Below are 21,027 nucleotides of genomic sequence, written 5' to 3'. Positions count from 1 at the left end.
ATTGACAGTTGCTCATAGTTACCTCAAATATAAGCCGGGGAGTGAAACTGGTTTAACTACAAGGGGTAGCTATGGCACCAAAAAAACAGGTTCTCGCAATCGCAGTTGCATCACTTTTCAGCAACGCCGCGTGGGCGCAGGAAGCGCCTGCCGGCGAAACCGCTACCGTGGTGGTGACCGGTACCCGGGTCTCCAACCGCACGGTACTCGACACCACCGCACCGGTGGACGTCATCAGCGCCGACAGCATCAAGAACGCCGGTGTTCCGGAAATCACGCAGGCGCTGTCCGTGGCGCTGCCTTCGCTGAATTTCCCGCGTCCTGGACTGGCCGACGGTACCGACACCATCCGCCCCGCCACGCTGCGCGGACTGGCGCCTGACCAGACCCTGGTCCTGGTCAACTCCAAGCGCCGCCATACTTCCTCGCTGGTCAACCTGAACGGCACCATCGGCCGCGGTTCGGCGGCGGTGGACATGAACTCCATCCCGGCCGGTATCGTCAAAACCATTGAAGTGCTGCGTGACGGCGCTTCCGCGCAATACGGTTCCGACGCAATTGCAGGCGTGATCAACGTACGCCTGCGTACCGACCGCACCGGTGGCGAGGCCAGTGTGAGCTATGGCCGCCGCGATACCGAATACAACTTCAATCCGGGCACGCCGCCAGCCGGCGCCACCTGGGGCGTGCAGGATTCGCGCAAGCGCAAGGACGGCAATACGCTGAACCTGAGCCTGTGGAAGGGCATGGAGCTGGGTGAAGACGGCTTCCTGGTGCTGGCACTGGAGCGCAAGCGCCAGGATCACACCGAGCGATCGGGCTGGGACGTGCGCCAGCAATATCCGCTGCTGAACGGCGCCTTCGACCCGCGCGAAGCGACGATCAATCGCTTCAACGCCTGGTACGGCGAGCCTGAGCTGACGCAGAACACCTTCTTCGCCAATGCCGGCTATAACCTGGCCGGCGGCGTCAAGCTGTATGGCTGGACCAGCTACCAGGACCGCGATGCGCGCTCGGGCGGCTTCTTCCGCCGTGCGATCCAGGACAACAATACGATCCAGATTTATCCGGATGGCTTCCTGCCGATCATCGCGCCGGCGGTGGAAGACTTCAGCGCGGCCTTCGGCGCGACCTGGAGCGCCGGCGCGTGGGAGATGGATACCTCCCTCACCTACGGCGAAAACCGGATGGACTTCACCATCGAGAACACGCTGAACCGTTCCCTTGGCCCGAGCTCCAAAACCGCCTTCGACGCGGGCGGCTTCAAGTACGACCAGCTCACCTTCAACCTGTCGGCCGTGCGCCAGTTCGAAGTGGGCCTGTCTTCGCCGCTCAACCTGGCAATTGGTGCGGAAGCGCGGCGTGAAGGCTACGCCCTGCATGCCGGCGAACCGGATTCCTGGCGCAATGGCGGCGTGCTGCTGCCGAACGGGCAGCCGACGGCGTCCGGCTCGCAGGTGTTCCCTGGCTTCCGTCCGAGCGACGAATCGGATGCCAACCGCAAAGCCTACTCGGTGTTTGCCGACGTGGAAGCGAACGTGACGGAGAACCTGCTGGCATCGGCCGCGGTGCGCGGTGAGCATTACTCCGACTTCGGCAACAACTGGTCGGGCAAGCTGGCGGCGCGCTACAACTTTTCGCCGTCGTTTGCCCTGCGCGGTTCGGCGCAGAACGGCTTCCGCGCGCCGTCGCCGCAACAGCAGTTCTTCACCTCCACGGCGACCAACTTCGTCGGCGGGGTACCGTTCGATATCACCACCTTCAAGCCGAGCGATCCGGCTGCGATCGCGTTGGGCGCCAAACCGCTCGATGCAGAGAAGTCGACCAACTTCTCGCTTGGCGCCGTCGGCAAGATGGGCAAGGCCAGCCTGACGGTGGATGCGTTCCAGATCAAGATCCGCGACCGCATCGTGCTGTCGGAGAACCTGCTGCAGACCAATGTGCGCGACTACCTGGCCTCGCAAGGCTTTATCGGCGTTGGCGGCGGACGCTTCTTCATCAACGGCGTGAACACCACGACGCGTGGTGTGGACGTGGTGGCGAACTATCCATGGAACGCCGGTAACGTGGGCAAGTTTGACTTCACGCTGGCGGGCAACTACACCAAGACCGAAGTGACCAAGGTGCCGGTGACCGCGCAGTTGGCTGCGCTGAATCCTGCGCCGCCGCTGTTTGATCGCGTCAATGTGCTGACCTTCGAGCATGGCACGCCGCAGACCAAATTTACGGCCAGTGTGAACCATACGCTGGGCAACTGGAGCGGTACCTTCCGCGCCACGCGCTACGGCAAGGTGCTGCAGCCGGACGCCAACCCGGCACGCGATCACTGGATGACGCCGAAGACTTTGGTGGACGTCGAAGGTCGCTACAAGATCACGCAGCGCCTGACTGCCGCGGTGGGTGCCGAGAACCTGTTCGACCAATATCCGGACCCGTATCCGGCGCTGTTGAACGGCACCGGCAATGCACCGTATTCCAACTACTCGCCGTTCGGCCGCTCCGGCCGCTTTGTGTACGCCCGTTTGAACTACGCGCTTTAACCTGTCTTAACCCGGTTTTACAGTTGAGCAGATTTTTTACAAGAGCGTAATACTGCGATACAAAAAGCGGGGTTTTGGATAACCGGCTGTTACACCGGCCTGCGACGATGGGCATCGACGATATTGAACTATCCCGATGCCCATTTCATTTGTTCGCGGCGCGCTGTCGCTGGCCGCCATCTTCCTGTTTTGCCTGAGCTACTGGATCCACCGGTACTTCGGGCAGGTCGACATCCACCAGATCGCCTATCACCTGGACTTCGGCCTCGATCTTGCGAGGACTTCCGACCCGGTATTTGCCAAGCGATTCGTACGCTGGTGCGTGATCGCGCCACTGCTGTTCTTTGTGCTGCTGCGCTGGCTGCAGAGCCGCCTGGCACAGCGGCAGCAGCGCCTGCTGCCACCTTTGCTGCTTGCCGCCGCCATCGGTTTCTGGCTGTGGGACGTATCGGCCTTCAAGTATCTGGAAGCGAACTTCGGTGCCGACTACTTCGGTGCGAACTATGTGCCGCCAGCTTCGGTTGCCCTGCACGAGCAAAAGGCGAAAAACCTGGTGCTGATCTACGTCGAGAGCCTGGAGTCAGGCTATGCCGACCGCAACGCTTTCGGACGCGACTTGCTTGCGCCGCTGACCGCACTGCACGGCACCAGCTTTCCCGACTACGAGCAGGCGCCCGGCACCAGCTGGACCATCGCTGCGATGGTCGCCACCCAATGCGCAGTGCCGCTGGAACGGGTGTCGATTTTCGACGGCAATACGCAAGGACAGATGATGGAGTCCTTCCTCGGCAAGGCGGTGTGCCTGAGCGACCTGCTGGCCCAGCGCGGCTACCGCAACGTGTTCATGGGCGGCGCCGCATCGAGCTTTGCGGGCAAGGATAAATTCCTGCGCCAGCACCACTACCACGAGGTTTACGGCAAGGATGAATGGCTGCAGCGCGGCGCCGGCGAAAGCACGATGAATGGCTGGGGCTTGTACGATGCCGATTTGTTCCGCCAGGCGAAGGCAAGGCTGCGCGACCTGGCGGCCTCGAAACAGAAGTTCAACCTGTCGCTGCTGACGGTCGATACCCACGAGCCGGCCGGCATGCTGTCGGCACAGTGCGCGCAGCAGGGCTATGCGGATAAATTCGACGGCATCGTGTCCTGCACCGCGGCAGCGGTGGCGGACTTCGTGCGCTATGCGGAGCGCAGCGGCTACCTGGAGAACACCAATGTGGTGATTGTCGGCGACCACCTGTCGCGCAAGAATCCGCTATCGCCGCAGCTGGCGCAGATGCCGCGCCGGACCATCTTCAATACTTTCCTGGCCCACGAGGCAGCGGTGCCCAACCGTGCGCAGTTGCTGCATTTCGACCTGTTGCCATCCATCCTCGAATTCATCGGCTACCAGGTGCCGGGCGGCCGCCTGGGCCTGGGCTACAGCGGCTTCAACGCGCACCGTCCATTGCCGCCGCCCGAGCGGCTGGCGGCAATGGAGCGCGACCTGCTGAATCGATCGCGCGAATACCTGGCCCTGTGGGATGGGCGCAAGTGAATCAGGCGCCGGCCCAGGGCAGGCCGGCCTTGCACCAGCCGCCCACCGTCTTGCGATGGCCGTCGGCGTTCTTGTCGCCTTCAAAGCCTTCCAGGATATCGTAGCACTGGGTATAGCCGGCTTCGGTCGCCGCCTTGGCCGCGTGGCGCGAACGCACGCCCGAACGGCACAGGAAGACGAGCACCGTGTCCTTGCCCGGCACCGCCGCTGCCAGCTGTCCCAGGAAGTCCGGGTTCGGCGTACCGCCCGGATACACGTTCCACTGCGCCGCAAGGTGCTGCCCGGCCGGAATCGCCACCCGTCCCACCCAATCGCGCTCGGCATTGGTCCGCACATCGACCAGGCGCACATGCGGGTCGCATTTCAGCAGTTCGTATGCCTCATGCGGGGTCACTGCACCGGCGTAGGGCAGGGAAGTGTCGCGTTTGCGTGCACGGTCGAGGATTTCGGAATTGGAACTCATGGTTTTTCCTTTATGATGACTGCACCACAACGATGCATTTGCATTAATTGGTGCAATATTGCACCACCATGGTGCAATGATCGGCAAGCGCACCCGCCTGGTGCGTCTTTTCGCGTGCCGGTAGTAGGGAATTGGCTGGCATGATATCTGCTTAATGTACCACCAGCGTTCGCCGCACCCAAGAGGTCGCGGCAGTTTTTTCACTTAGGAGATATGTAATGGCACTGACCGCCGCAGATGTTCTGAAGATGGTACAAGAGCACGAAGTCAAGTTCGTGGACTTCCGTTTCGCCGATACCCGTGGCAAGGAACAGCACGTAACCGTGCCTGTGTCCCATTTCGACATCGACAAATTTGAATCGGGCCACGCTTTCGACGGTTCTTCCATCGCCGGCTGGAAAGGCATTGAAGCTTCGGACATGATCCTGCTGCCGGATCCATCGACCGCCAATATCGACCCATTCTTCGAAGAAACCACCCTCTTCATGCAGTGCGACGTGATTGAACCGTCGGACGGCAAGGGCTACGACCGCGACCCGCGCTCCATCGCCAAGCGCGCTGAAGCCTACCTGAAATCCTCCGGCCTGGGCGACACCGCCTACTTCGGCCCTGAGCCGGAATTCTTCATCTTCGACTCCGTGAAGTGGAAGATCGACATGTCCGGCGCCATGGTCAAGATCGACTCCGACGAAGCTTCCTGGTCGACCGACAAGGACATCGATGGCGGCAACTCCGGCCACCGTCCAACCGTCAAGGGCGGCTACTTCCCGGTGCCTCCGGTCGACTCCTTCCAGGACATGCGTTCCGAAATGTGCCTGATCCTGGAATCGATGGGCATTCCGGTTGAAGTGCACCACCACGAAGTGGCTGGCGCTGGCCAGAACGAAATCGGCACCAAGTTCTCGACCCTGGTCGAGCGCGCCGACTGGACCCAGAACCTGAAATACATCGTCTGGAACGTCGCTCACTCCTACGGCAAGACTGCGACCTTCATGCCTAAGCCTATCGTTGGCGACAACGGCTCCGGCATGCACGTGCACCAGTCGATCTGGAAAGACGGCAAGAACCTGTTCGCTGGCGACGGCTATGCCGGCCTGTCCGATTTCGCCCTGTACTACATCGGCGGCATCATCAAACACGCCAAGGCACTGAACGCGATCACCAACCCGGGCACCAACTCGTACAAGCGCCTGGTGCCAGGCTACGAAGCGCCAGTGAAACTGGCTTACTCGGCGCGTAACCGTTCGGCTTCGATCCGTATTCCACACGTGGCCAATCCAAAAGGCCGCCGTATCGAAACCCGCTTCCCGGACCCGCTGGCCAACCCATACCTGTGCTTCGCAGCACTGATGATGGCCGGCCTGGACGGCGTGCAGAACAAGATCCACCCAGGCGAAGCAGCGTCCAAAGACCTGTACCACCTGCCGCCGGAAGAAGATGCACTGATCCCAACCGTCTGCGCATCGCTGGAAGAAGCGCTGGATCACCTGAACAAAGACCGTGAGTTCCTGACCCGCGGCGGCGTGTTCACCGATTCGATGATCGATGCCTACATCGAACTGAAGATGACCGAAGTCACCCGCATGCGCATGACCACTCACCCGGTCGAGTTCGACATGTACTACTCCCTGTAACCAGGGCTCGACTGCCGGAATTGCCTGGCAGTCAACAAATACGCGAGGTCAGCCAGCTGCTTTCCTCGCGTTTTTTTTCGGATGTTGTATAGTCGGGGCATGAACACTCGCACTCTCGTATTACATGGGCTGGCGCTGCTGGCCGTGAGTGGCGCAGCGCAGGCGCAGCAAATTTTTCTCTGCGTGGATGCCGATGGCCGCAAGGAACTGACCGATAGCCGCAAGGGAAAGAACTGCAAGATGCTGGACCTGCCTGGCGCCGCGATACCCGCGCCTGCCGGAGCGCGCCGCGGCTCCACGCCGTCCGCACCTGCCGTAGCGCCAGCCAATTTCCCCCGCGTTGAAAGCTCGGAGCAGAAAGCCCGCGATGCCGACCGCCGCGCCATCCTGACCGATGAGCTCAACACCGAAAACCGTAAGCTGGCGGATTTGCGCAAGGAATTCAACAACGGCGAGCCCGAACGCCGGGCCGACGAGCGCAATGCGGCCAAGTACCAGGAGCGCGTCGCTGGCCTGAAGGACAGCATCGCGCGTGCGGAATCGAACGTGGAAGCGCTGAAGCGCGAGCTTTCCAATATCAAATGATCCCAGACAGCCCTGCCAGTATCCGGCCCGCTGAACTGGCAGGACTGGACCTGCTGGCATCGGCCGTTGTCATCGTCGATGGCGGCGGCCATATCCTGTACCTCAACGCCGCCGGCGAGAACCTGCTCGAATCGTCGCTGAAAGCATTGGCGCGGCAAGCGCTGGGCGGCCTGTTCGCGGCGCCGCTGGAACTGGAAAACATTATCGCGCAGGCGCGCGATCACAAGTTTTCCGATGTACGGCAAGAGCTGGTGCTGGAGCGCGCCGGGCGCGAAGCGCTGCATGTGCACATCATCGCCAGCGCGCTGGACGAGCCGGATGGCGCGGTAATGATCGAGCTGCGCGAAATCGTGCAGCAGATGAAGCAGGACCGCGAAGAGCGCCTGATGGACCAGAGCCAGGTCAACAAGGAGCTGATCCGCAACCTGGCGCACGAGATCAAGAACCCCCTGGGCGGCATCCGCGGCGCGGCGCAGCTGCTGGAAATGGAGCTGCCGCCGCTGCACCTGACGCAGCTGCGCGAATACACCCAGGTCATCATCAAGGAAGCGGACCGCCTGCAAACGCTGGTGGACCGCCTGCTGGCGCCGCACCGCCGGCCGCATATCGTGGGCGACGTCAATATCCACGAAGTGCTGGAGCGGGTGCGCAGCCTGATCCTGGCCGAGTTCCCGGTCGGGCTCACCATCCGCCGCGATTACGACGCCTCCCTGCCCGAATTCCGCGGCGACAAGGAGCAGTTGATCCAGACGGTACTCAACATCGCCCATAATGCGGCCCAGGCGCTGGCATCGCGTATCGAACAGGGCGACGCCGAGATCGTTTTCCGTACCCGCGTGGCACGCCAGATGACGCTGGCGAAGGTGCGTTATGCGCTGGCATTAGATTTGCATATCATCGATAACGGACCGGGCATCCCGCCCCAGATCCGCGACCGTATCTTCTACCCGCTGGTGTCGGGCAGGGATGGCGGCAGCGGCCTGGGGTTGACGCTGGCGCAAACCTTCGTGCAGCAGCACATGGGGGTTATCGAATGCGAAAGCAGGCCTGGTCAAACGGACTTCAGAATCTTATTGCCTTTGCCTTGATCGGATTAAATGAAACCAATCTGGATAGTTGACGACGACGAATCGATCCGCTGGGTGCTTGAGAAAGCACTGGCGCGGGAGAACCTCGCAACGCGCAGCTTTGCCAATGCGCGCGATGCGGTCGCCGCGCTGGAACATGAGACACCGCAGGTGCTGGTGTCGGACATCCGCATGCCGGGCGACTCCGGCCTCGACTTGCTGCAACTGGTGAAGCAGCGCCATCCCGGCCTGCCGGTGATCATCATTACCGCCTTCTCCGACCTGGATTCCGCCGTGGCGGCCTTCCAGGGCGGGGCCTTTGAATACCTGGCCAAGCCGTTCGACATCGACAAGGCGGTGGAGCTGATCCGCCGTGCGCTGGACGAGAGCCTGCGTGAATCGAGCATCGAATCCGGGCCGGCCGACACGCCGGAAATCCTGGGCCAGGCGCCGGCCATGCAGGAAGTGTTCCGCGCCATCGGCCGCCTGTCGCAGTCGAACGTGACGGTGCTGATCACCGGCGAATCCGGTACCGGCAAGGAGCTGGTGGCACGGGCGCTGCACAAGCATAGCCCGCGCTCGGACCAGCCTTTCATCGCCATCAACACGGCGGCGATCCCGAAAGACCTGCTGGAGTCCGAACTGTTCGGCCATGAGCGCGGCGCCTTCACCGGCGCCCAGACCACGCGCCGCGGCCGGTTCGAGCAGGCCGAAGGGGGCACGCTGTTCATGGACGAAATCGGCGACATGCCGTTCGACCTGCAAACACGCTTGCTGCGCGTGCTGTCGGACGGCCACTTCTACCGTGTCGGCGGCCACTCGCCGCTGAAGGCCAATGTGCGCGTGATTACGGCGACGCACCAGAACCTCGAACAGCGCGTGCGCGATGGTTTGTTCCGCGAGGACTTGTATCACCGCCTGAATGTGATCCGCCTGCGCCTGCCCAGTTTGAGGGAGCGGCGCGAGGATATCCCTATTCTGGTGCGCCACTTCCTGGTGCAGAGCGCGCGCCAGCTGGGCGTGGAAGCCAAGCGCATGAGCGATTCCACGCTGGCCTTCTTGCAGCAGCTTGAGTTGCCGGGCAACGTGCGGCAGCTGGAAAACCTGTGCAACTGGATTACGGTGATGGCGCCGGGGCAGTCGGTGGAAGTGAAGGATTTGCCGCTGGAGCTGACGCAGGGGCAGGAGAGCCATGCCGCTGCTGCTCCCGTCGCTGCAGAGACGGCAATGCCGCAGCATCACGGCACGGTACAGCCGCTGGCCCCGCCGGCACTGGCCACCTCGCCGGAAGGCTGGCTTAGCCTGCTCGAGCTGCAGGCTGCGGGGATGCTGAGCAGCGGGCAGCAGGATGTGATGGATATCCTCGGGCGCCAGTTTGAGTCGGCCTTGATCCGCACGGCGCTGAAATACACGCATGGACGCAAGAACGATGCAGCGATCCGGCTCGGTATAGGGCGCAATACCATCACGCGCAAGATCGCCGAGCTCGGCATCGACGGCGCCAAGGACGATTAAAACCGGTAAACCTGGGTCAGACCCAAGGGTCAGACCCGATTACGCGACCGTCGCCCCTCGGGTCTGACCCTTGGGTCAGACCCTGGTTTACCGGGTTTAGGGTATGCTGCGGGCTTGGAAATTTGAGGAGCCTGCATGCTGATTAACTGCGTCGCCTACCAGGATGGGCGCAAGCTGGCTGATATCCCGGTGGAGGACATCAGCGATTACGTGGCGCGTGAAGACGCCTTCGTCTGGGTCGCCCTGCGCGACGCTTCAACCGCCGAACTCGAAGTGATGCAGGAGGAGTTCGGCCTGCACGAACTGGCGGTGGAAGACGCCGGCCGCGGCCAGCAGCGGCCGAAAATCGAGGAGTACGGCGACTCGCTGTTCGTCGTCGTCAAAATGCTCGAACTGCGCGAAGACGAACTGCACGTCGGCGAAGTCGACATCTTCGTCGGCCCGAACTACGTGCTGTCCAACCGTTCCAATTCGACCAAGGACTTCCTCGGCGTGCGGGCCCGCGCCGAACGCGAACCGCACCTGCTGCAGCAGGGCTCCGGCTTCGTGCTGTACGCCTTGATGGACGCGGTGGTCGACCGCTATTTCCCGATCATCGATACGCTGGAACTCGAACTGGAAAAGATCGAGGAACGCATCTTCATCCGCGGCTCGCAGCAGGACAATATCGAACGGCTCTATGAACTCAAGCGCAAGGTGATGACGGTGCGCCATACCGTGGCTCCCTTGCTCGATGCAATCGGAAAGCTCCATGGCGGCCGCGTGCCCTCGGTCTGCAGCAATACCCAGGAATATTTCCGCGACGTCCATGACCACTTGCTCCGAATCAACTCCGCTCTCGATACCATGCGCGAGACCATCGGGACCGCGATCCAGGTCAACCTGTCGATGGTGGCGCTGGAAGAGGGCGAAGTGAACAAGCGCCTGGCGGCATGGGCGGCAATTTTCGCGGTATTGACCGCCTTTGCCGGCCTGTGGGGCATGAATTTCAAGCACATGCCCGAACTGGACTGGCGCTTCGGCTACCCGGCCGCCCTGACTTTAATGGCTGTTGTTTGCGGGGCATTGTATCGACGCTTTAAGAAGGTGGGCTGGCTCTAGCGGTATATAATTTACAATAAACAACCTCCTATGGGGCTGGGCATGGTGGATGACGCAATGTTGTTCGACGATGATGAGACGCCAGCCCCGGCTGCGGTCCTTGCCCCTTGGGAAATCCTGATCGTTGATGACGAGCAAGCGGTACACCAGGTGACAGAACTGGTGATGTCGGACTTTGAGTTCGACGGCCGCCGCGTCCACTTTTCCCATTGCTATTCCGGCGCCGAGGCGCGCGAACGCTTGTCGCGCCCCGGCCAGTTCGCCCTGATCCTGCTTGACGTGGTGATGGAGTCCGAACATGCCGGCCTCGAGCTGGTGCGCTACATCCGCGAAGAGCTGGGCGACCGCAATGTACGCATCGTGCTGCGCACCGGCCAGCCGGGCCAGGCGCCGCAAGCGCTGGTGCTGAAGACCTACGACATCAACGATTACCGTGAAAAGACCGAGCTGACGCACGCCAAACTGAGCACCGTGTTCTACTCCGGCCTGCGCGCATACCGCGACCTGATGCGCCTCGACCGCGCCCGTCTTGGTTTGCGCCGTTCAATCGACGCCATCACCCACGTCTGCGATTCCGACAACCTGCGCCATTTCTGCTCTGCCGTACTGGAGCAGGCCTCGGCCCTCCTGGGCCGCCAGGCGGAGGGCGTGTGCGCCAGCCGCATGAACGCCTACGCCGCCGCGCGCCAGCCGGGCCGGCTGCAGGTGCTGGCGGTGACCACGGCCTATGCCGAACTGGCGCTGGAAGAAACCCTGGACCACTTGCCGTCCCAGGTGCGCGAGGCCTTCCTGCGCTGCATGGCGGAGCAGGCCGACCACTATGGCCCGCTGTACTACGCCTGCTACTATCGCACGCGCGACGGCAATGAAAGCCTGCTCTATATGTCGTTCAGCGAGCCGCTGGAACACGAGGAGCGCGAGCTGCTCGGCCTGTTCTCGGCGAATGTCGCCATCACTTACGAACGCCTGCTGGCACGCGAGGAACTGGAAGCGACGCAGGACGCCATCATCCACATCCTGGGCGAGGCGCTGGAAAGCCGCTCCGCCGCGTCGGGCGGACACGTCGAGCGCGTGGGCGAGATCGCCGCCATGCTGGGCGCGGCGGTCGACATGCCGGACAACGCGGTGCGCCAGTTGCGCCAGGCAGCGCCGCTGCACGATATCGGCCATGCCGGCATCCCGGACGAAATCCTCAACCTGCCAGGCCCGCTCAATGCGGCGCAGCGCACGCGCATGCAGGGCCATAGCGATATCGGTTGGAACATGCTGTCCTCGTCGCCGCAGCCGGTATTGCAGCTGGCTGCGCGTATCGCCCACGAGCACCATGAACGCTGGGATGGCGCCGGTTACCCGCAAGGCTTGCGGGGCGCCGACATCAGCCTGGCCGCGCGCATAACCGCGCTGGCCGATTTCGTGGACGCCATGGTGAGCCCGCGCAGCTATCGCCCGCCGCACTCGCTGCAGCATGCGCTGGACGAAGTGCGCGAGGGCAGCGGCAGCCGCTTCGACCCTGCACTGGCCAACATGCTCCTGCAGCACCAAGGCGAGCTGCAAGAGCTGTATCGGCGCTACCCACCTCATTAGGAGCCCGTCATGGAATTATTCGACGCCAACGACGCGCGCACCCTGGCCGAAGCGGCGTTGCGCTCGATTACCGATTCCACCGCGCGCGCGCGCGGCGATGAATTCTTCCGCGTGCTGGTACGCGACCTGGCGGCGGCGCTGGAGGTGACCTATGTGATCGCGGGCCGCGTGATTCATATGCCCGATGGCCAGGAAGGCATCCGCACGCTGGCGGTATGGGGCGGCAGTGAATTCCTGCCGAATATGGAGTACAGCCTGGAACATACTCCTTGCCACAACGTCACCGACCAGACCATGTGCTTCCATGGCTGCGGCATCCAGCAGGATTACCCGCTTGACACGCTGCTGGTGGACATGAAGGCGGAAAGCTATGTCGGCATGCCAATGGTCGATACCGAGGGCAAGACGCTGGGCATCCTGTCGGCCATCGATACCAGGCAGATCGACGAGAACAAGCGCTTGCTGGCGCTGTCGCTGCTGTCGATCTTCGCGGCGCGTGCGGCAGCCGAGCTGCAGCACCAGGACCGCGAGCACCTGCTGGAAGAAAAAGTTGCGCGCCGCACCGATGCCTTGCGCGCAGCGCAGGCCAGCCTGGTTGAGCAGGAGAAGATGGCGGCATTGGGATCGCTGGTGGCCGGCGTGGCGCATGAAGTGAATACGCCGGTGGGCGTGGCGCTGACGGCGGCATCGGCCATGAGCAGCTATACCGCGCAACTGGTGCAGGCGCTGGAAGCGCCGAAAGTGAGCCGCTCCGACCTGGTCAACCTGGCCGCGCGCCTGAACGACGCGGCGGCGCTGATCGAACAGAACCTGCACCGCGCGGCGGCCCTGATCGGCAATTTCAAGCAGTTGGCGGTGGATCAGGGCACCGAGCACGTGAGCACCCTCGCGCTGAAAGACTATGTGCAAGGCGTGGTGTCGGCGCACAGTCCCGAATTGCGCAAGGCCGGCATCAAGGTGCAGGTCGAAATGGATCACCTGCTGCGGCCACGCCTGCCGCCCGGGAAATTCTCGCAGGTGCTGTCCAACCTCCTGATGAACGCGGCGCGCCACGCTTATCCCGACGGCCAGGGGGGCACGGTGACCGTGCGCGCCAGCGAGGCGGACGGCTGGCTGGACATGGATTTCATCGACCAGGGCGTCGGGCTGGCGCCCGGCGTGCAGGAAAGGATTTACGAGCCCTTCTTCACCACCAAGCGCGGGCAGGGCGGTTCAGGGCTGGGCATGCATATTGTGTACACCATCATGCAGCAGATGGGCGGCGCGGTGGAAGTGCACAGCAAGCCCGGGCAGGGCTGCCGCTTCCACCTGCGCATTCCGTTCGAAGTCAGGACTTGTCAGCCGCCTGCATAGACAGCGCAACGGCTTCCGCCACCTTGATGCCGTCCACGCCGGCCGACAGGATGCCGCCGGCATAGCCTGCGCCTTCGCCGGCCGGGAACAGGCCGCGCGTGTTCAGGCTTTGCAGGTCGTCGTTGTTGCGCTTGATGCGGATCGGCGACGAGGTGCGGGTTTCCAGGCCGGTCAGCACGGCGTCGTGCTTGAAGTAGCCCTTGACCTGCTTGTCGAAGGCCGGGAAGGCTTCGCGCAGCGCCACCACGGCGTATTCCGGCAGGATGGTCGCGAGGTCGGTCCAGGTGATGCCCGGCTTGAAAGACGGCGTCACGGCGCCGACATCGCTCGAAGCGCGGCCCGCCACGAAGTCGCCCATCAACTGGCCCGGCGCATTGTAGTTGGAGCCGCCCAGCACATAGGCTTTTTCTTCCAGGCGGCGCTGCAGCTCGATGCCGGCCAGCGGGTGGCCCGGGTAATCCTCTTCAGGACTGATCGATACCACGATGGCGCTGTTGGCATTGCGTTCGGCGCGCGAGTATTGCGACATGCCGTTGGTGACCACGCGGCCCGGCTCGGAAGCCGCCGCCACCACAGTGCCGCCAGGGCACATGCAGAAGCTGTAGACAGCGCGGCCATTGCTGGCGTGGTGCACCAGCTTGTAGTCGGCCGCGCCGAGGATAGGATGGCCGGCATTCGGGCCGAAGCGGCACTGGTCGATCAGCGATTGCGGGTGCTCGACGCGGAAGCCGATCGAGAACGGCTTGGCTTCGACGTAGACGCCGCGCTGGTACAAGGATTCAAATGTGTCGCGCGAACTGTGGCCGATGGCCAGTACCACATGGCTGGTTTCGAGGTATTCGCCGCTGGCCAGGTGCAGCCCGCGCATCTGGCGCACGCCGTTTTCCTCGCGGATGTCGAAATCGGTCACGCGCTGCTCGAAGCGGATTTCGCCGCCCAGGGCGGTGATTTCCTCGCGCATGTTTTCCACCATCTTCACCAGGCGGAAAGTACCGATGTGCGGTTTGCTGACGTAGATGATTTCTTCCGGTGCGCCGGATTTGACGAATTCGGTCAGCACTTTGCGGCCGTAGTGCTTAGGGTCGCTGATCTGGCTATACAGCTTGCCGTCCGAGAAGGTGCCGGCGCCGCCTTCGCCGAACTGCACGTTCGATTCAGGGTTCAGCACGCGCTTGCGCCAGAAGCCGAAAGTATCCTTGGTGCGCTCGCGAACGGTCTTGCCGCGCTCGAGGACGATAGGCTTCAGGCCCATTTGCGCCAGGATCAGGGCGGCGAACAGGCCGCAAGGCCCCATGCCGATGACTACCGGGCGCGCTTGCCTGCCGTCGGCGTTGACGCCATGCGCCACAAATTTGTAAGCCATGTCCGGCGAGACCATCAGGTGCTTGTCGTCGGCACGTTGGGCCAGGACGCCGGCATCGTCCGAGGTTTCCACGTCCACCGAGTAGATCAGCGAGATATTCGACTTCTTGCGCGCATCGTAGCTGCGCTTGTAGACGGTAAAACCCAGCATCTGCTGCGGTGAAATCTTCAATCGGGCCAGGATGGCTTGCGCCAGCTCCGGTTCAGCGTGGTTGAGGGGGAGCTTGATCTCGTTCAGTCGCAACATGGTGGTTTTCTCTCTCGGATGGGGCGCGCAACGGGCCCAAAGGCGACATTTTACCTGCTTCCTTCTTAACGAAGTGGTGTTGGTTGCACGCCATAAGGCTTTGCCGATTCCCGGCAGGCTTCCTGGCGACTTCGGCACAATCTGCTTTTTTCATTATTCATTGCTGAATTGACATGCTCTGATTTGCAAGCCGCACCCCGCGGCAAGTACAAAAACAGAGAGTCAAAGAGGAAACGATGATGAAAGAAACCATCCTGTCGCGTTCAGTGCGACTGATGTTCATGGCCGGCCTGGGCGTAGCTGCCCTGCCGGCGATGGCTGAGGAGACCATCCAGCGGGTCGAGATCACCGGCTCGGCAATCAAGCGCGTTGCCGTTGAAGGCGCGCTGCCGGTACAGACCCTGTCCAAGGCGCAGATCGAGCAGACCGGCGCTACCACCGTGGCCGACCTGGTCGCCACGCTGCCCTCGATGCAGGGCTTCGTCACTTCGTCGGCGTCGATCAACGGCGGTGGCGGCGGCGTGCAGACCGCTTCGGTGCATGCCATCGGCACCGGCTACACGCTGGTATTGCTGAACGGACGCCGCATCGCGCCTTACAGCTCGGGCTCCGCGGTCAACCTGGCCTCGATCCCGCTGTCGGCGGTCGAGCGGGTAGAGATCCTGACCGACGGCGCTTCCGCGCTGTACGGCTCCGACGCGATTGCCGGCGTGGTCAACTTCATCCTGAAGAAAAACCAGACCGACGCCAACATCGAGCTGACCTACAACCGCCCCACCAAGGGCAGCGCAGGGGCCACCTCGAACGTCGCCATCTCCAAGGGCTTCGGCGAGCTGGAGACCGACGGCTTCAATGTGCTGCTGGCCTATAGCCACGACGCGCAGAAAGAGTTGAGCGCGAGCGACCGCCGCTTCGCGGCGCCGGGCGGGGTGCATGCCTTCGGCGAGGGCGGCAAGGGCTATTCGCTGTACCAGGTATCGGCCAATTCGATCCCGGGCAACGTCAATGCGCGCACCAGCAACGGCAATGTGCTGTTCAACCCGAGCCTGATCAACACTGGAACCTGCGGTGCGCCGAATACCTTCAAGGTCGGCGACCGCTGCATGTTCAACTACGGCTCGGTGGTCGAATTGCTGCCGGAACTGAAGCGCGACGGCTTGTTCGCTTCCACCCATATCAAGCTGAACGCCGACTGGACCGTGTTTGCCGAAGGCCTGTACTCGAAGTTCACCAGCACGGCGCGCTATGCGCCACCGGCCCAGCCGCTGTCGCTGGACATCAATTCCCCGCTGTACAACGCCCACGTGGTGCCGGCGCTGGTCAAGCTGGGCGTGAACCCGGCCACCGTGAACTCGGCGACCATGAGCCTGCGCCTGGTCGATGCCGGCGGCCGTACCGACGACTGGAAGACCGAAGCCAAACACCTGGCACTTGGCGTAGAGGGACGCCTGGGCGGCTGGGACGTGGCTGCTTCCTACACCCATTCCGAAACCACGGCGGAAGACCATGCGGTATCCGGCTACACCAGCAGCGACAAACTGGACGCACTGATGGCCTCCGGCGCCTACAACCCTTTCATCGTGCCGACGGCGGAAACGCGCGCAGCACTCGCCTCGGCCGTGCTGCACCAGAAGCTGGATGAGACCACCTCCAAAATCGATGTGGTCAACCTGCGCGGTTCGCGACCGGTCTTCGAAGCGCCGGGCGGCTCGGCCATGCTGGCGCTGGGCGGCGACTTCCTGCGCCAGAAATATGTCTACGATCCTAGCGCAATCACGATGGGCGCCAACAGCCTGCAGCCGAACTTCACCGATAGCCCGATCGGCGGTATTTCGGGTTCGCTGCCGACCGACGCCTCGCGCAAGAACTGGGGCGCTTTCGCCGAACTGGTGGTGCCGGTGGTGAAAGGGCTGGAACTGACCGCCGACGTGCGCTACGACAGCTACGACGCGGTCAAGGACAAGATGAACTTCGACAGCACCGGCAAGCTGGTAGCGCCGGGCACCAAGGGCAATGAGGCGAGCAAGACCACCTACAAGCTGGCCGCCGCCTGGCGCCCTGCGGAAAGCGTGCTGGTACGCGGCTCCTACGGCACCGGGTTCAAGGCGCCGGTGATGACCGACATTACCAACCCGCTGCAAGGCGGCGGCTCGTCGAATGCGCACCCTTGCCCGATCACCTCCGGCCCGCTGCTGCCGCTGTGTAACGGCAACTCGGAGTACAACCTGCTCAATGGCGGCAATCCGTATGCCAGCGCGACTGGCTTGAAGCCGGAGACGTCGAAGCAGGCTTCCATCGGCCTGCGCGTCGAGCCTATGCGCGAACTGTCGATCGGCTTTGATTTCTGGGATGTGAAGATCAACGACCAGATTTCCAAGCTGCCGGAAAACGAGGTGTTCAACAATCCGGCCAAGTATATGGGGCTGTTCGTGTCGTACTACGACCCGATCCAGAAGCAGAACACGCTGGCCGCCTCGCTGACGCCATTCAACCTGGCCAAGTCGCATTACCAGGGCATCGATTGGGACCACACCTACAAGCAGGGCAGGCTGTCGTTCAACTGGACCGGTACTTATATGAAGAAGGCGGATTTCCAGACGCTGGCGACCGACCCGGTCGAAAACAGCGTGGGCCGCTTCGATTCGTATAACTCGGTGACCTTCCGCTGGATCAGCAAGGTCGTGGCGAGCTGGAAGCAGTCGGATGTGCTGACCCATTCGCTGACCGGGGTGTACAAGTCCGGCTACCATGATATGCCGATCAGCGAGGGCAGCCAGGCGGTACGGGATGAGGCTGGGAACTTCGTGGCCCTGAACCGCAAGGTTGGCGACTACCTGGTGTGGGATTGGCAGACGCGCTATCGCTTCAATCCGAACCTGGTGCTGACTGGCGGTATCAAGAACCTGTTTGACCGGGAGCCGCCGTTCTCGCAGCGCATTGCCGGCGGCGGGAACCAGATGGGGTTTGATGCGCGGTATACCGATCCGCTGGGAAGGCAGTTGTACTTGGTGGGGAATTACAAGTTCTAAACCGGTAAATCTGGGTCAGACCCAAGGGTCTGACCCTCAACGGTCTCTAGGCTGGGGGGAGGGTTCGAGGTCTTTGACATTTCAATAAGTCAAAAGCCCAGAACCAGCCCCGTAGCAGACGAGCAGACAGGGTCTGACCCTTGGGGCGGACCCCGGTTTACCGGTTTTAAATCCCACCCCAAGCCGCAGCAAGAATCGACACCGCCGCCAACGCCGCAGTCTCCGTCCGCAGCACCCGAGGCCCAATCGACAAGGGCAGGGCGCCATGCCGCAAAGCCTCAGCCTCCTCCTCATCGGAAAAGCCGCCTTCCGGCCCGACCATGATGCTGAGCGCCTGCGCCGGCTGGTGCCTTGCCCAATCCGCCAAAGATTCCGTTGCGCGCGGCGTCAGGATCACGCGCTTATGCAAATCCTGCTGCGAGATCCAGTCGCGAAACTCGAGCGGCGCCGCCACCGGCGCCAATCGATTCCGTCCGCACTGTTCCGAAGCCGACACCACGATCCCAGTCCAGTGCTCCAGCTTTTTCTCCGCCCGCTCCGCCGACAGCCGCACCACGCAGCGCCGTGCCGCCAGCGGCTGGATGCCGGCCACGCCCAGTTCCACCGCCTTTTCGATAATCCAGTCCATTTTCGACCCTTCGGGCAAGGCCTGGGCCAGGGTCACGGCAAACGGCAGTTCCGCCTCGCGCGGGTCGAAGACCTTGAGCTCCGCCCAAGCCTTCTTCTTTTGCACTTCTGTCAACACTGCCGTATACTCGCCGCCATCGCCATTGAACAGGGTCAGCGTGTCGCCCGGCTCCATGCGCACCACATTGACATGGTGGGAAACATCGGCGGGCAGTTCCAGTTGCTGGCCAGCGGCAAGGGGCTGTGGCACGTGGAAACGGGGCATATGGTCACTTCGGAAAGGTTGAAATGCACCAATTTTAAGCGTTGGTGTCACGCTCTGGTAAAATATCGGGTTCCGAAAGCGGCGCCTGCCGCAGTGCACCAAATACTCAACCTTCCTCGATATACGATGAAAACTTCGCTCCCCTTCACCAAAATGGCCAACGCAATCCGTGCGCTGGCAATGGACGCTGTGCAGAAGGCCAACTCCGGCCACCCAGGCATGCCAATGGGCATGGCTGAGATCGCCGTAGCACTGTGGAGCGGTCATCACCGCCACAACCCGACCAATCCAGCCTGGGTCAACCGCGACCGCTTCCTGCTGTCCAACGGCCACGGCTCGATGCTGCACTACGCGCTGCTGCACCTGTCGGGTTACGACCTGCCGATGGAAGAAATCAAGAACTTCCGCCAGCTGCATTCCAAGACCCCGGGCCACCCTGAAGTCGGCTACACCCCAGGCGTGGAAACCACCACCGGCCCGCTGGGCCAGGGCATCGCCAACGCAGTCGGCATGGCGCTGGCTGAGTGGCTGCTGGCTTCCGAATTCAACAAGCCCGGCTTCGAAGTTGTCGACCACCACACCTACGCCTTCCTGGGCGACGGCTGCCTGATGGAAGGCATCTCGCACGAGGTGTGCTCGCTGGCCGGCACCCTGGGCCTGAAAAAACTGATCGCCCTGTACGACGACAACGGCATCTCCATCGACGGCAAGGTCGAAGGCTGGTTCACCGACGACACGCCTAAGCGTTTCGAATCCTACGGCTGGAACGTGATCAAGAACGTGGACGGCCACGACGTCGCCGCGCTGTCCGCCGCCATCGAACAAGCCAAGAAATCCGACAAGCCAACCCTGGTTTGCTGCAAGACCGTCATCGGCAAGGGTTCGCCAAACCTGCAAGGCGGCGACAAGGTGCACGGTGCACCGCTGGGCGACAAGGAAATCGCCGCAGTGCGCGAGTACATCTCCTGGGGCGCCGAGCCGTTCGACATCCCTCACGATGTGAAGGAAGCATGGGACTTCAAGGAAGAAGGCGCGAAATTCGAAGCCAGCTGGAACGAGATGTTCGCCAAGTACTCGGCCCAGTACCCGACCGAAGCCGCTGAACTGACCCGCCGCATGAAGGGCGAACTGCCAGGCAACTTCCAGGCAACCCTGGATGCCGCCATCGCCGCCTGCATCGAGAAAAAAGAAACCATCGCCACCCGCAAGGCATCGCAGAACGCGATCCAGGCACTGGCACCGATCCTGCCTGAATTCCTGGGCGGCTCGGCCGACCTGACCGGCTCCAACCTGACCAACTGGAAGGAATGCATCGCCGTTCGTTCCGGCGTGCCGGGCAACCATATCAACTACGGCGTGCGCGAGTTCGGCATGTCCGCCATCATGAACGGCGTCGCCCTGCACGGCGGCTACATCCCGTTCGGCGCGACCTTCCTGACCTTCGCCGACTACAGCCGCAACGCACTGCGCATGGCCGCGCTGATGAAGCAGCGTGCCCTGTTCGTGTTCACCCACGATTCGATCGGCCTGGGCGAAGACGGCCCGACCCACCAGTCGGTGGAACACGTCTCCTCGCTGCGCCTGATCCCTAACCTGGACAACTGGCGTCCTGCCGACACCGTCGAATCGATGGTCGCATGGGGCGAGTCCGTGAAGCGTGCCGACGGCCCGTCGACCCTGATCTTCTCGCGCCAGAACCTGCCGTTCATCGAGCGTTCGGCTGAAGTCCTGGCCAACGTCGCCAAAGGCGGCTACGTGCTGTCCGACGAAGCCGGCGCCAAGGCCATCATCATCGCCACCGGTTCCGAAGTGGAACTGGCCATGAAAGCCGCCGCCGAACTGAAGGCTGCCGGCACCCCGGTACGCGTGGTGTCCATGCCGTCGACCGACGTGTTCGATCGCCAGGACGCAGCCTACAAGGCATCCGTGCTGACCAAGGGCATGCCGCGCGTGGCGATTGAAGCAGGCGTCACCGCATTCTGGTACAAGTATGTTGGCCTGGAAGGCGCAGTGGTTGGTATCGACACCTTCGGCGAATCCGCACCGGCCGGTGTGCTGTTCAAGCACTTCGGCTTCACCGTCGACAATGTCGTGGCAAAAGTCAAAGCAGTCATCTAA

General features: G+C 62.6%; 14 protein-coding genes. 11 read left to right on the top strand and 3 right to left on the bottom strand.

Features of this window, described 5'->3' with window-relative positions; all coding sequences use genetic code 11:
• The first annotated feature begins 71 nt into the window (after positions 1 to 71).
• Both ASE26_RS04025 and ASE26_RS04020 read left to right on the top strand, forming a co-directional pair.
• The gene (locus tag ASE26_RS04025) at positions 72 to 2,540 is read left to right on the top strand and encodes a TonB-dependent siderophore receptor (RefSeq protein WP_057245643.1); all 2,469 of its coding nucleotides are present in this window, start codon (positions 72 to 74) and stop codon (positions 2,538 to 2,540) included.
• Between the two features lie 136 nt (positions 2,541 to 2,676).
• Complete coding sequence (locus ASE26_RS04020; RefSeq protein ID WP_055933137.1) at positions 2,677 to 4,077, top strand: sulfatase-like hydrolase/transferase; 1,401 nt, start codon at positions 2,677 to 2,679, stop codon at positions 4,075 to 4,077.
• A gap of 1 nt (position 4,078) precedes the next feature.
• On the opposite strand, the gene ASE26_RS04015 is transcribed toward ASE26_RS04020, so the two are convergent.
• Positions 4,079 to 4,540, bottom strand: coding sequence for a rhodanese-like domain-containing protein (locus tag ASE26_RS04015; RefSeq protein ID WP_055933140.1), 462 nt, complete (start codon positions 4,538 to 4,540; stop codon positions 4,079 to 4,081).
• A 218-nt stretch (positions 4,541 to 4,758) separates the two neighbouring features.
• Here ASE26_RS04015 and glnA point away from each other — a divergent pair, with 218 nt between their 5' ends.
• The 7 genes from glnA to ASE26_RS03980 all read left to right on the top strand — a co-directional run bounded on the left by glnA (position 4,759) and on the right by ASE26_RS03980 (position 13,379).
• Positions 4,759 to 6,174 carry a type I glutamate--ammonia ligase gene (glnA, locus tag ASE26_RS04010; RefSeq protein ID WP_055933143.1) on the top strand — a complete coding sequence of 472 codons (1,416 nt, stop codon included), beginning with the start codon at positions 4,759 to 4,761 and terminating at the stop codon, positions 6,172 to 6,174.
• Between the two features lie 99 nt (positions 6,175 to 6,273).
• The gene (locus ASE26_RS04005; protein WP_057245642.1) at positions 6,274 to 6,759 is read left to right on the top strand and encodes a DUF4124 domain-containing protein; all 486 of its coding nucleotides are present in this window, start codon (positions 6,274 to 6,276) and stop codon (positions 6,757 to 6,759) included.
• Positions 6,756 to 7,847, top strand: a complete 1,092-nt coding sequence (glnL, locus tag ASE26_RS04000) for a nitrogen regulation protein NR(II) (RefSeq protein WP_055933149.1) — start codon at positions 6,756 to 6,758, stop codon at positions 7,845 to 7,847. The genes ASE26_RS04005 and glnL overlap by 4 nt, the downstream gene beginning before the upstream one ends.
• Positions 7,848 to 7,856: 9 nt before the next feature.
• On the top strand, positions 7,857 to 9,341 hold the full coding sequence (ntrC, locus tag ASE26_RS03995; protein ID WP_057245641.1) for a nitrogen regulation protein NR(I): 1,485 nt from the start codon (positions 7,857 to 7,859) through the stop codon (positions 9,339 to 9,341).
• Positions 9,342 to 9,476: 135 nt separating this feature from the next.
• Positions 9,477 to 10,442: a magnesium/cobalt transporter CorA gene (corA, locus tag ASE26_RS03990; protein ID WP_055933154.1), complete on the top strand. Its 966-nt coding sequence runs from the start codon at positions 9,477 to 9,479 to the stop codon at positions 10,440 to 10,442.
• A 42-nt stretch (positions 10,443 to 10,484) separates the two neighbouring features.
• Positions 10,485 to 12,026, top strand: coding sequence for an HD domain-containing phosphohydrolase (locus ASE26_RS03985; protein WP_162259159.1), 1,542 nt, complete (start codon positions 10,485 to 10,487; stop codon positions 12,024 to 12,026).
• A 9-nt stretch (positions 12,027 to 12,035) separates the two neighbouring features.
• Entirely contained in the window at positions 12,036 to 13,379 is a 1,344-nt protein-coding gene (locus ASE26_RS03980; protein ID WP_055933160.1) for a GAF domain-containing sensor histidine kinase, read from the top strand.
• Here ASE26_RS03980 and ASE26_RS03975 read toward each other — a convergent pair.
• Positions 13,354 to 14,988 carry an NAD(P)/FAD-dependent oxidoreductase gene (locus tag ASE26_RS03975; RefSeq protein ID WP_057245640.1) on the bottom strand — a complete coding sequence of 545 codons (1,635 nt, stop codon included), beginning with the start codon at positions 14,986 to 14,988 and terminating at the stop codon, positions 13,354 to 13,356. The genes ASE26_RS03980 and ASE26_RS03975 overlap by 26 nt on opposite strands.
• Before the next feature lie 236 nt (positions 14,989 to 15,224).
• Between ASE26_RS03975 and ASE26_RS03970 the strand changes: the two genes are divergently transcribed.
• On the top strand, positions 15,225 to 18,017 hold the full coding sequence (locus ASE26_RS03970; RefSeq protein WP_057245639.1) for a TonB-dependent receptor: 2,793 nt from the start codon (positions 15,225 to 15,227) through the stop codon (positions 18,015 to 18,017).
• Positions 18,018 to 18,183: 166 nt separating this feature from the next.
• Here ASE26_RS03970 and ASE26_RS03965 read toward each other — a convergent pair whose 3' ends face one another.
• Complete coding sequence (locus ASE26_RS03965; protein WP_057245638.1) at positions 18,184 to 18,909, bottom strand: 16S rRNA (uracil(1498)-N(3))-methyltransferase; 726 nt, start codon at positions 18,907 to 18,909, stop codon at positions 18,184 to 18,186.
• Between the two features lie 126 nt (positions 18,910 to 19,035).
• On the opposite strand from ASE26_RS03965, the gene tkt reads away from it, so the two are divergent.
• On the top strand, positions 19,036 to 21,027 hold the full coding sequence (gene tkt / locus ASE26_RS03960) for a transketolase (RefSeq protein ID WP_057245637.1): 1,992 nt from the start codon (positions 19,036 to 19,038) through the stop codon (positions 21,025 to 21,027).

This window comes from Duganella sp. Root198D2 (assembly GCF_001428585.1).
In the GTDB taxonomy this organism is placed as follows: domain Bacteria; phylum Pseudomonadota; class Gammaproteobacteria; order Burkholderiales; family Burkholderiaceae_D; genus Rugamonas.
Note: the sequence above shows the minus strand (reverse complement) of the source record. Positions and strands in the feature narration are given on the sequence as shown.

What these genes read in the sequence shown, in the direction of transcription:
- ASE26_RS04025 (WP_057245643.1), top strand. Translation starts at nt 72, where the DNA reads ATGGCACCAAAAAAACAGGTTCTCGCAATCGCAGTTGCATCACTTTTC.
- ASE26_RS04020 (WP_055933137.1), top strand. Translation starts at nt 2,677, where the DNA reads ATGCCCATTTCATTTGTTCGCGGCGCGCTGTCGCTGGCCGCCATCTTC.
- ASE26_RS04015 (WP_055933140.1), bottom strand. Translation starts at nt 4,540, where the DNA reads ATGAGTTCCAATTCCGAAATCCTCGACCGTGCACGCAAACGCGACACT.
- glnA (WP_055933143.1), top strand. Translation starts at nt 4,759, where the DNA reads ATGGCACTGACCGCCGCAGATGTTCTGAAGATGGTACAAGAGCACGAA.
- ASE26_RS04005 (WP_057245642.1), top strand. Translation starts at nt 6,274, where the DNA reads ATGAACACTCGCACTCTCGTATTACATGGGCTGGCGCTGCTGGCCGTG.
- glnL (WP_055933149.1), top strand. Translation starts at nt 6,756, where the DNA reads ATGATCCCAGACAGCCCTGCCAGTATCCGGCCCGCTGAACTGGCAGGA.
- ntrC (WP_057245641.1), top strand. Translation starts at nt 7,857, where the DNA reads ATGAAACCAATCTGGATAGTTGACGACGACGAATCGATCCGCTGGGTG.
- corA (WP_055933154.1), top strand. Translation starts at nt 9,477, where the DNA reads ATGCTGATTAACTGCGTCGCCTACCAGGATGGGCGCAAGCTGGCTGAT.
- ASE26_RS03985 (WP_162259159.1), top strand. Translation starts at nt 10,485, where the DNA reads ATGGTGGATGACGCAATGTTGTTCGACGATGATGAGACGCCAGCCCCG.
- ASE26_RS03980 (WP_055933160.1), top strand. Translation starts at nt 12,036, where the DNA reads ATGGAATTATTCGACGCCAACGACGCGCGCACCCTGGCCGAAGCGGCG.
- ASE26_RS03975 (WP_057245640.1), bottom strand. Translation starts at nt 14,988, where the DNA reads ATGTTGCGACTGAACGAGATCAAGCTCCCCCTCAACCACGCTGAACCG.
- ASE26_RS03970 (WP_057245639.1), top strand. Translation starts at nt 15,225, where the DNA reads ATGATGAAAGAAACCATCCTGTCGCGTTCAGTGCGACTGATGTTCATG.
- ASE26_RS03965 (WP_057245638.1), bottom strand. Translation starts at nt 18,909, where the DNA reads ATGCCCCGTTTCCACGTGCCACAGCCCCTTGCCGCTGGCCAGCAACTG.
- tkt (WP_057245637.1), top strand. Translation starts at nt 19,036, where the DNA reads ATGAAAACTTCGCTCCCCTTCACCAAAATGGCCAACGCAATCCGTGCG.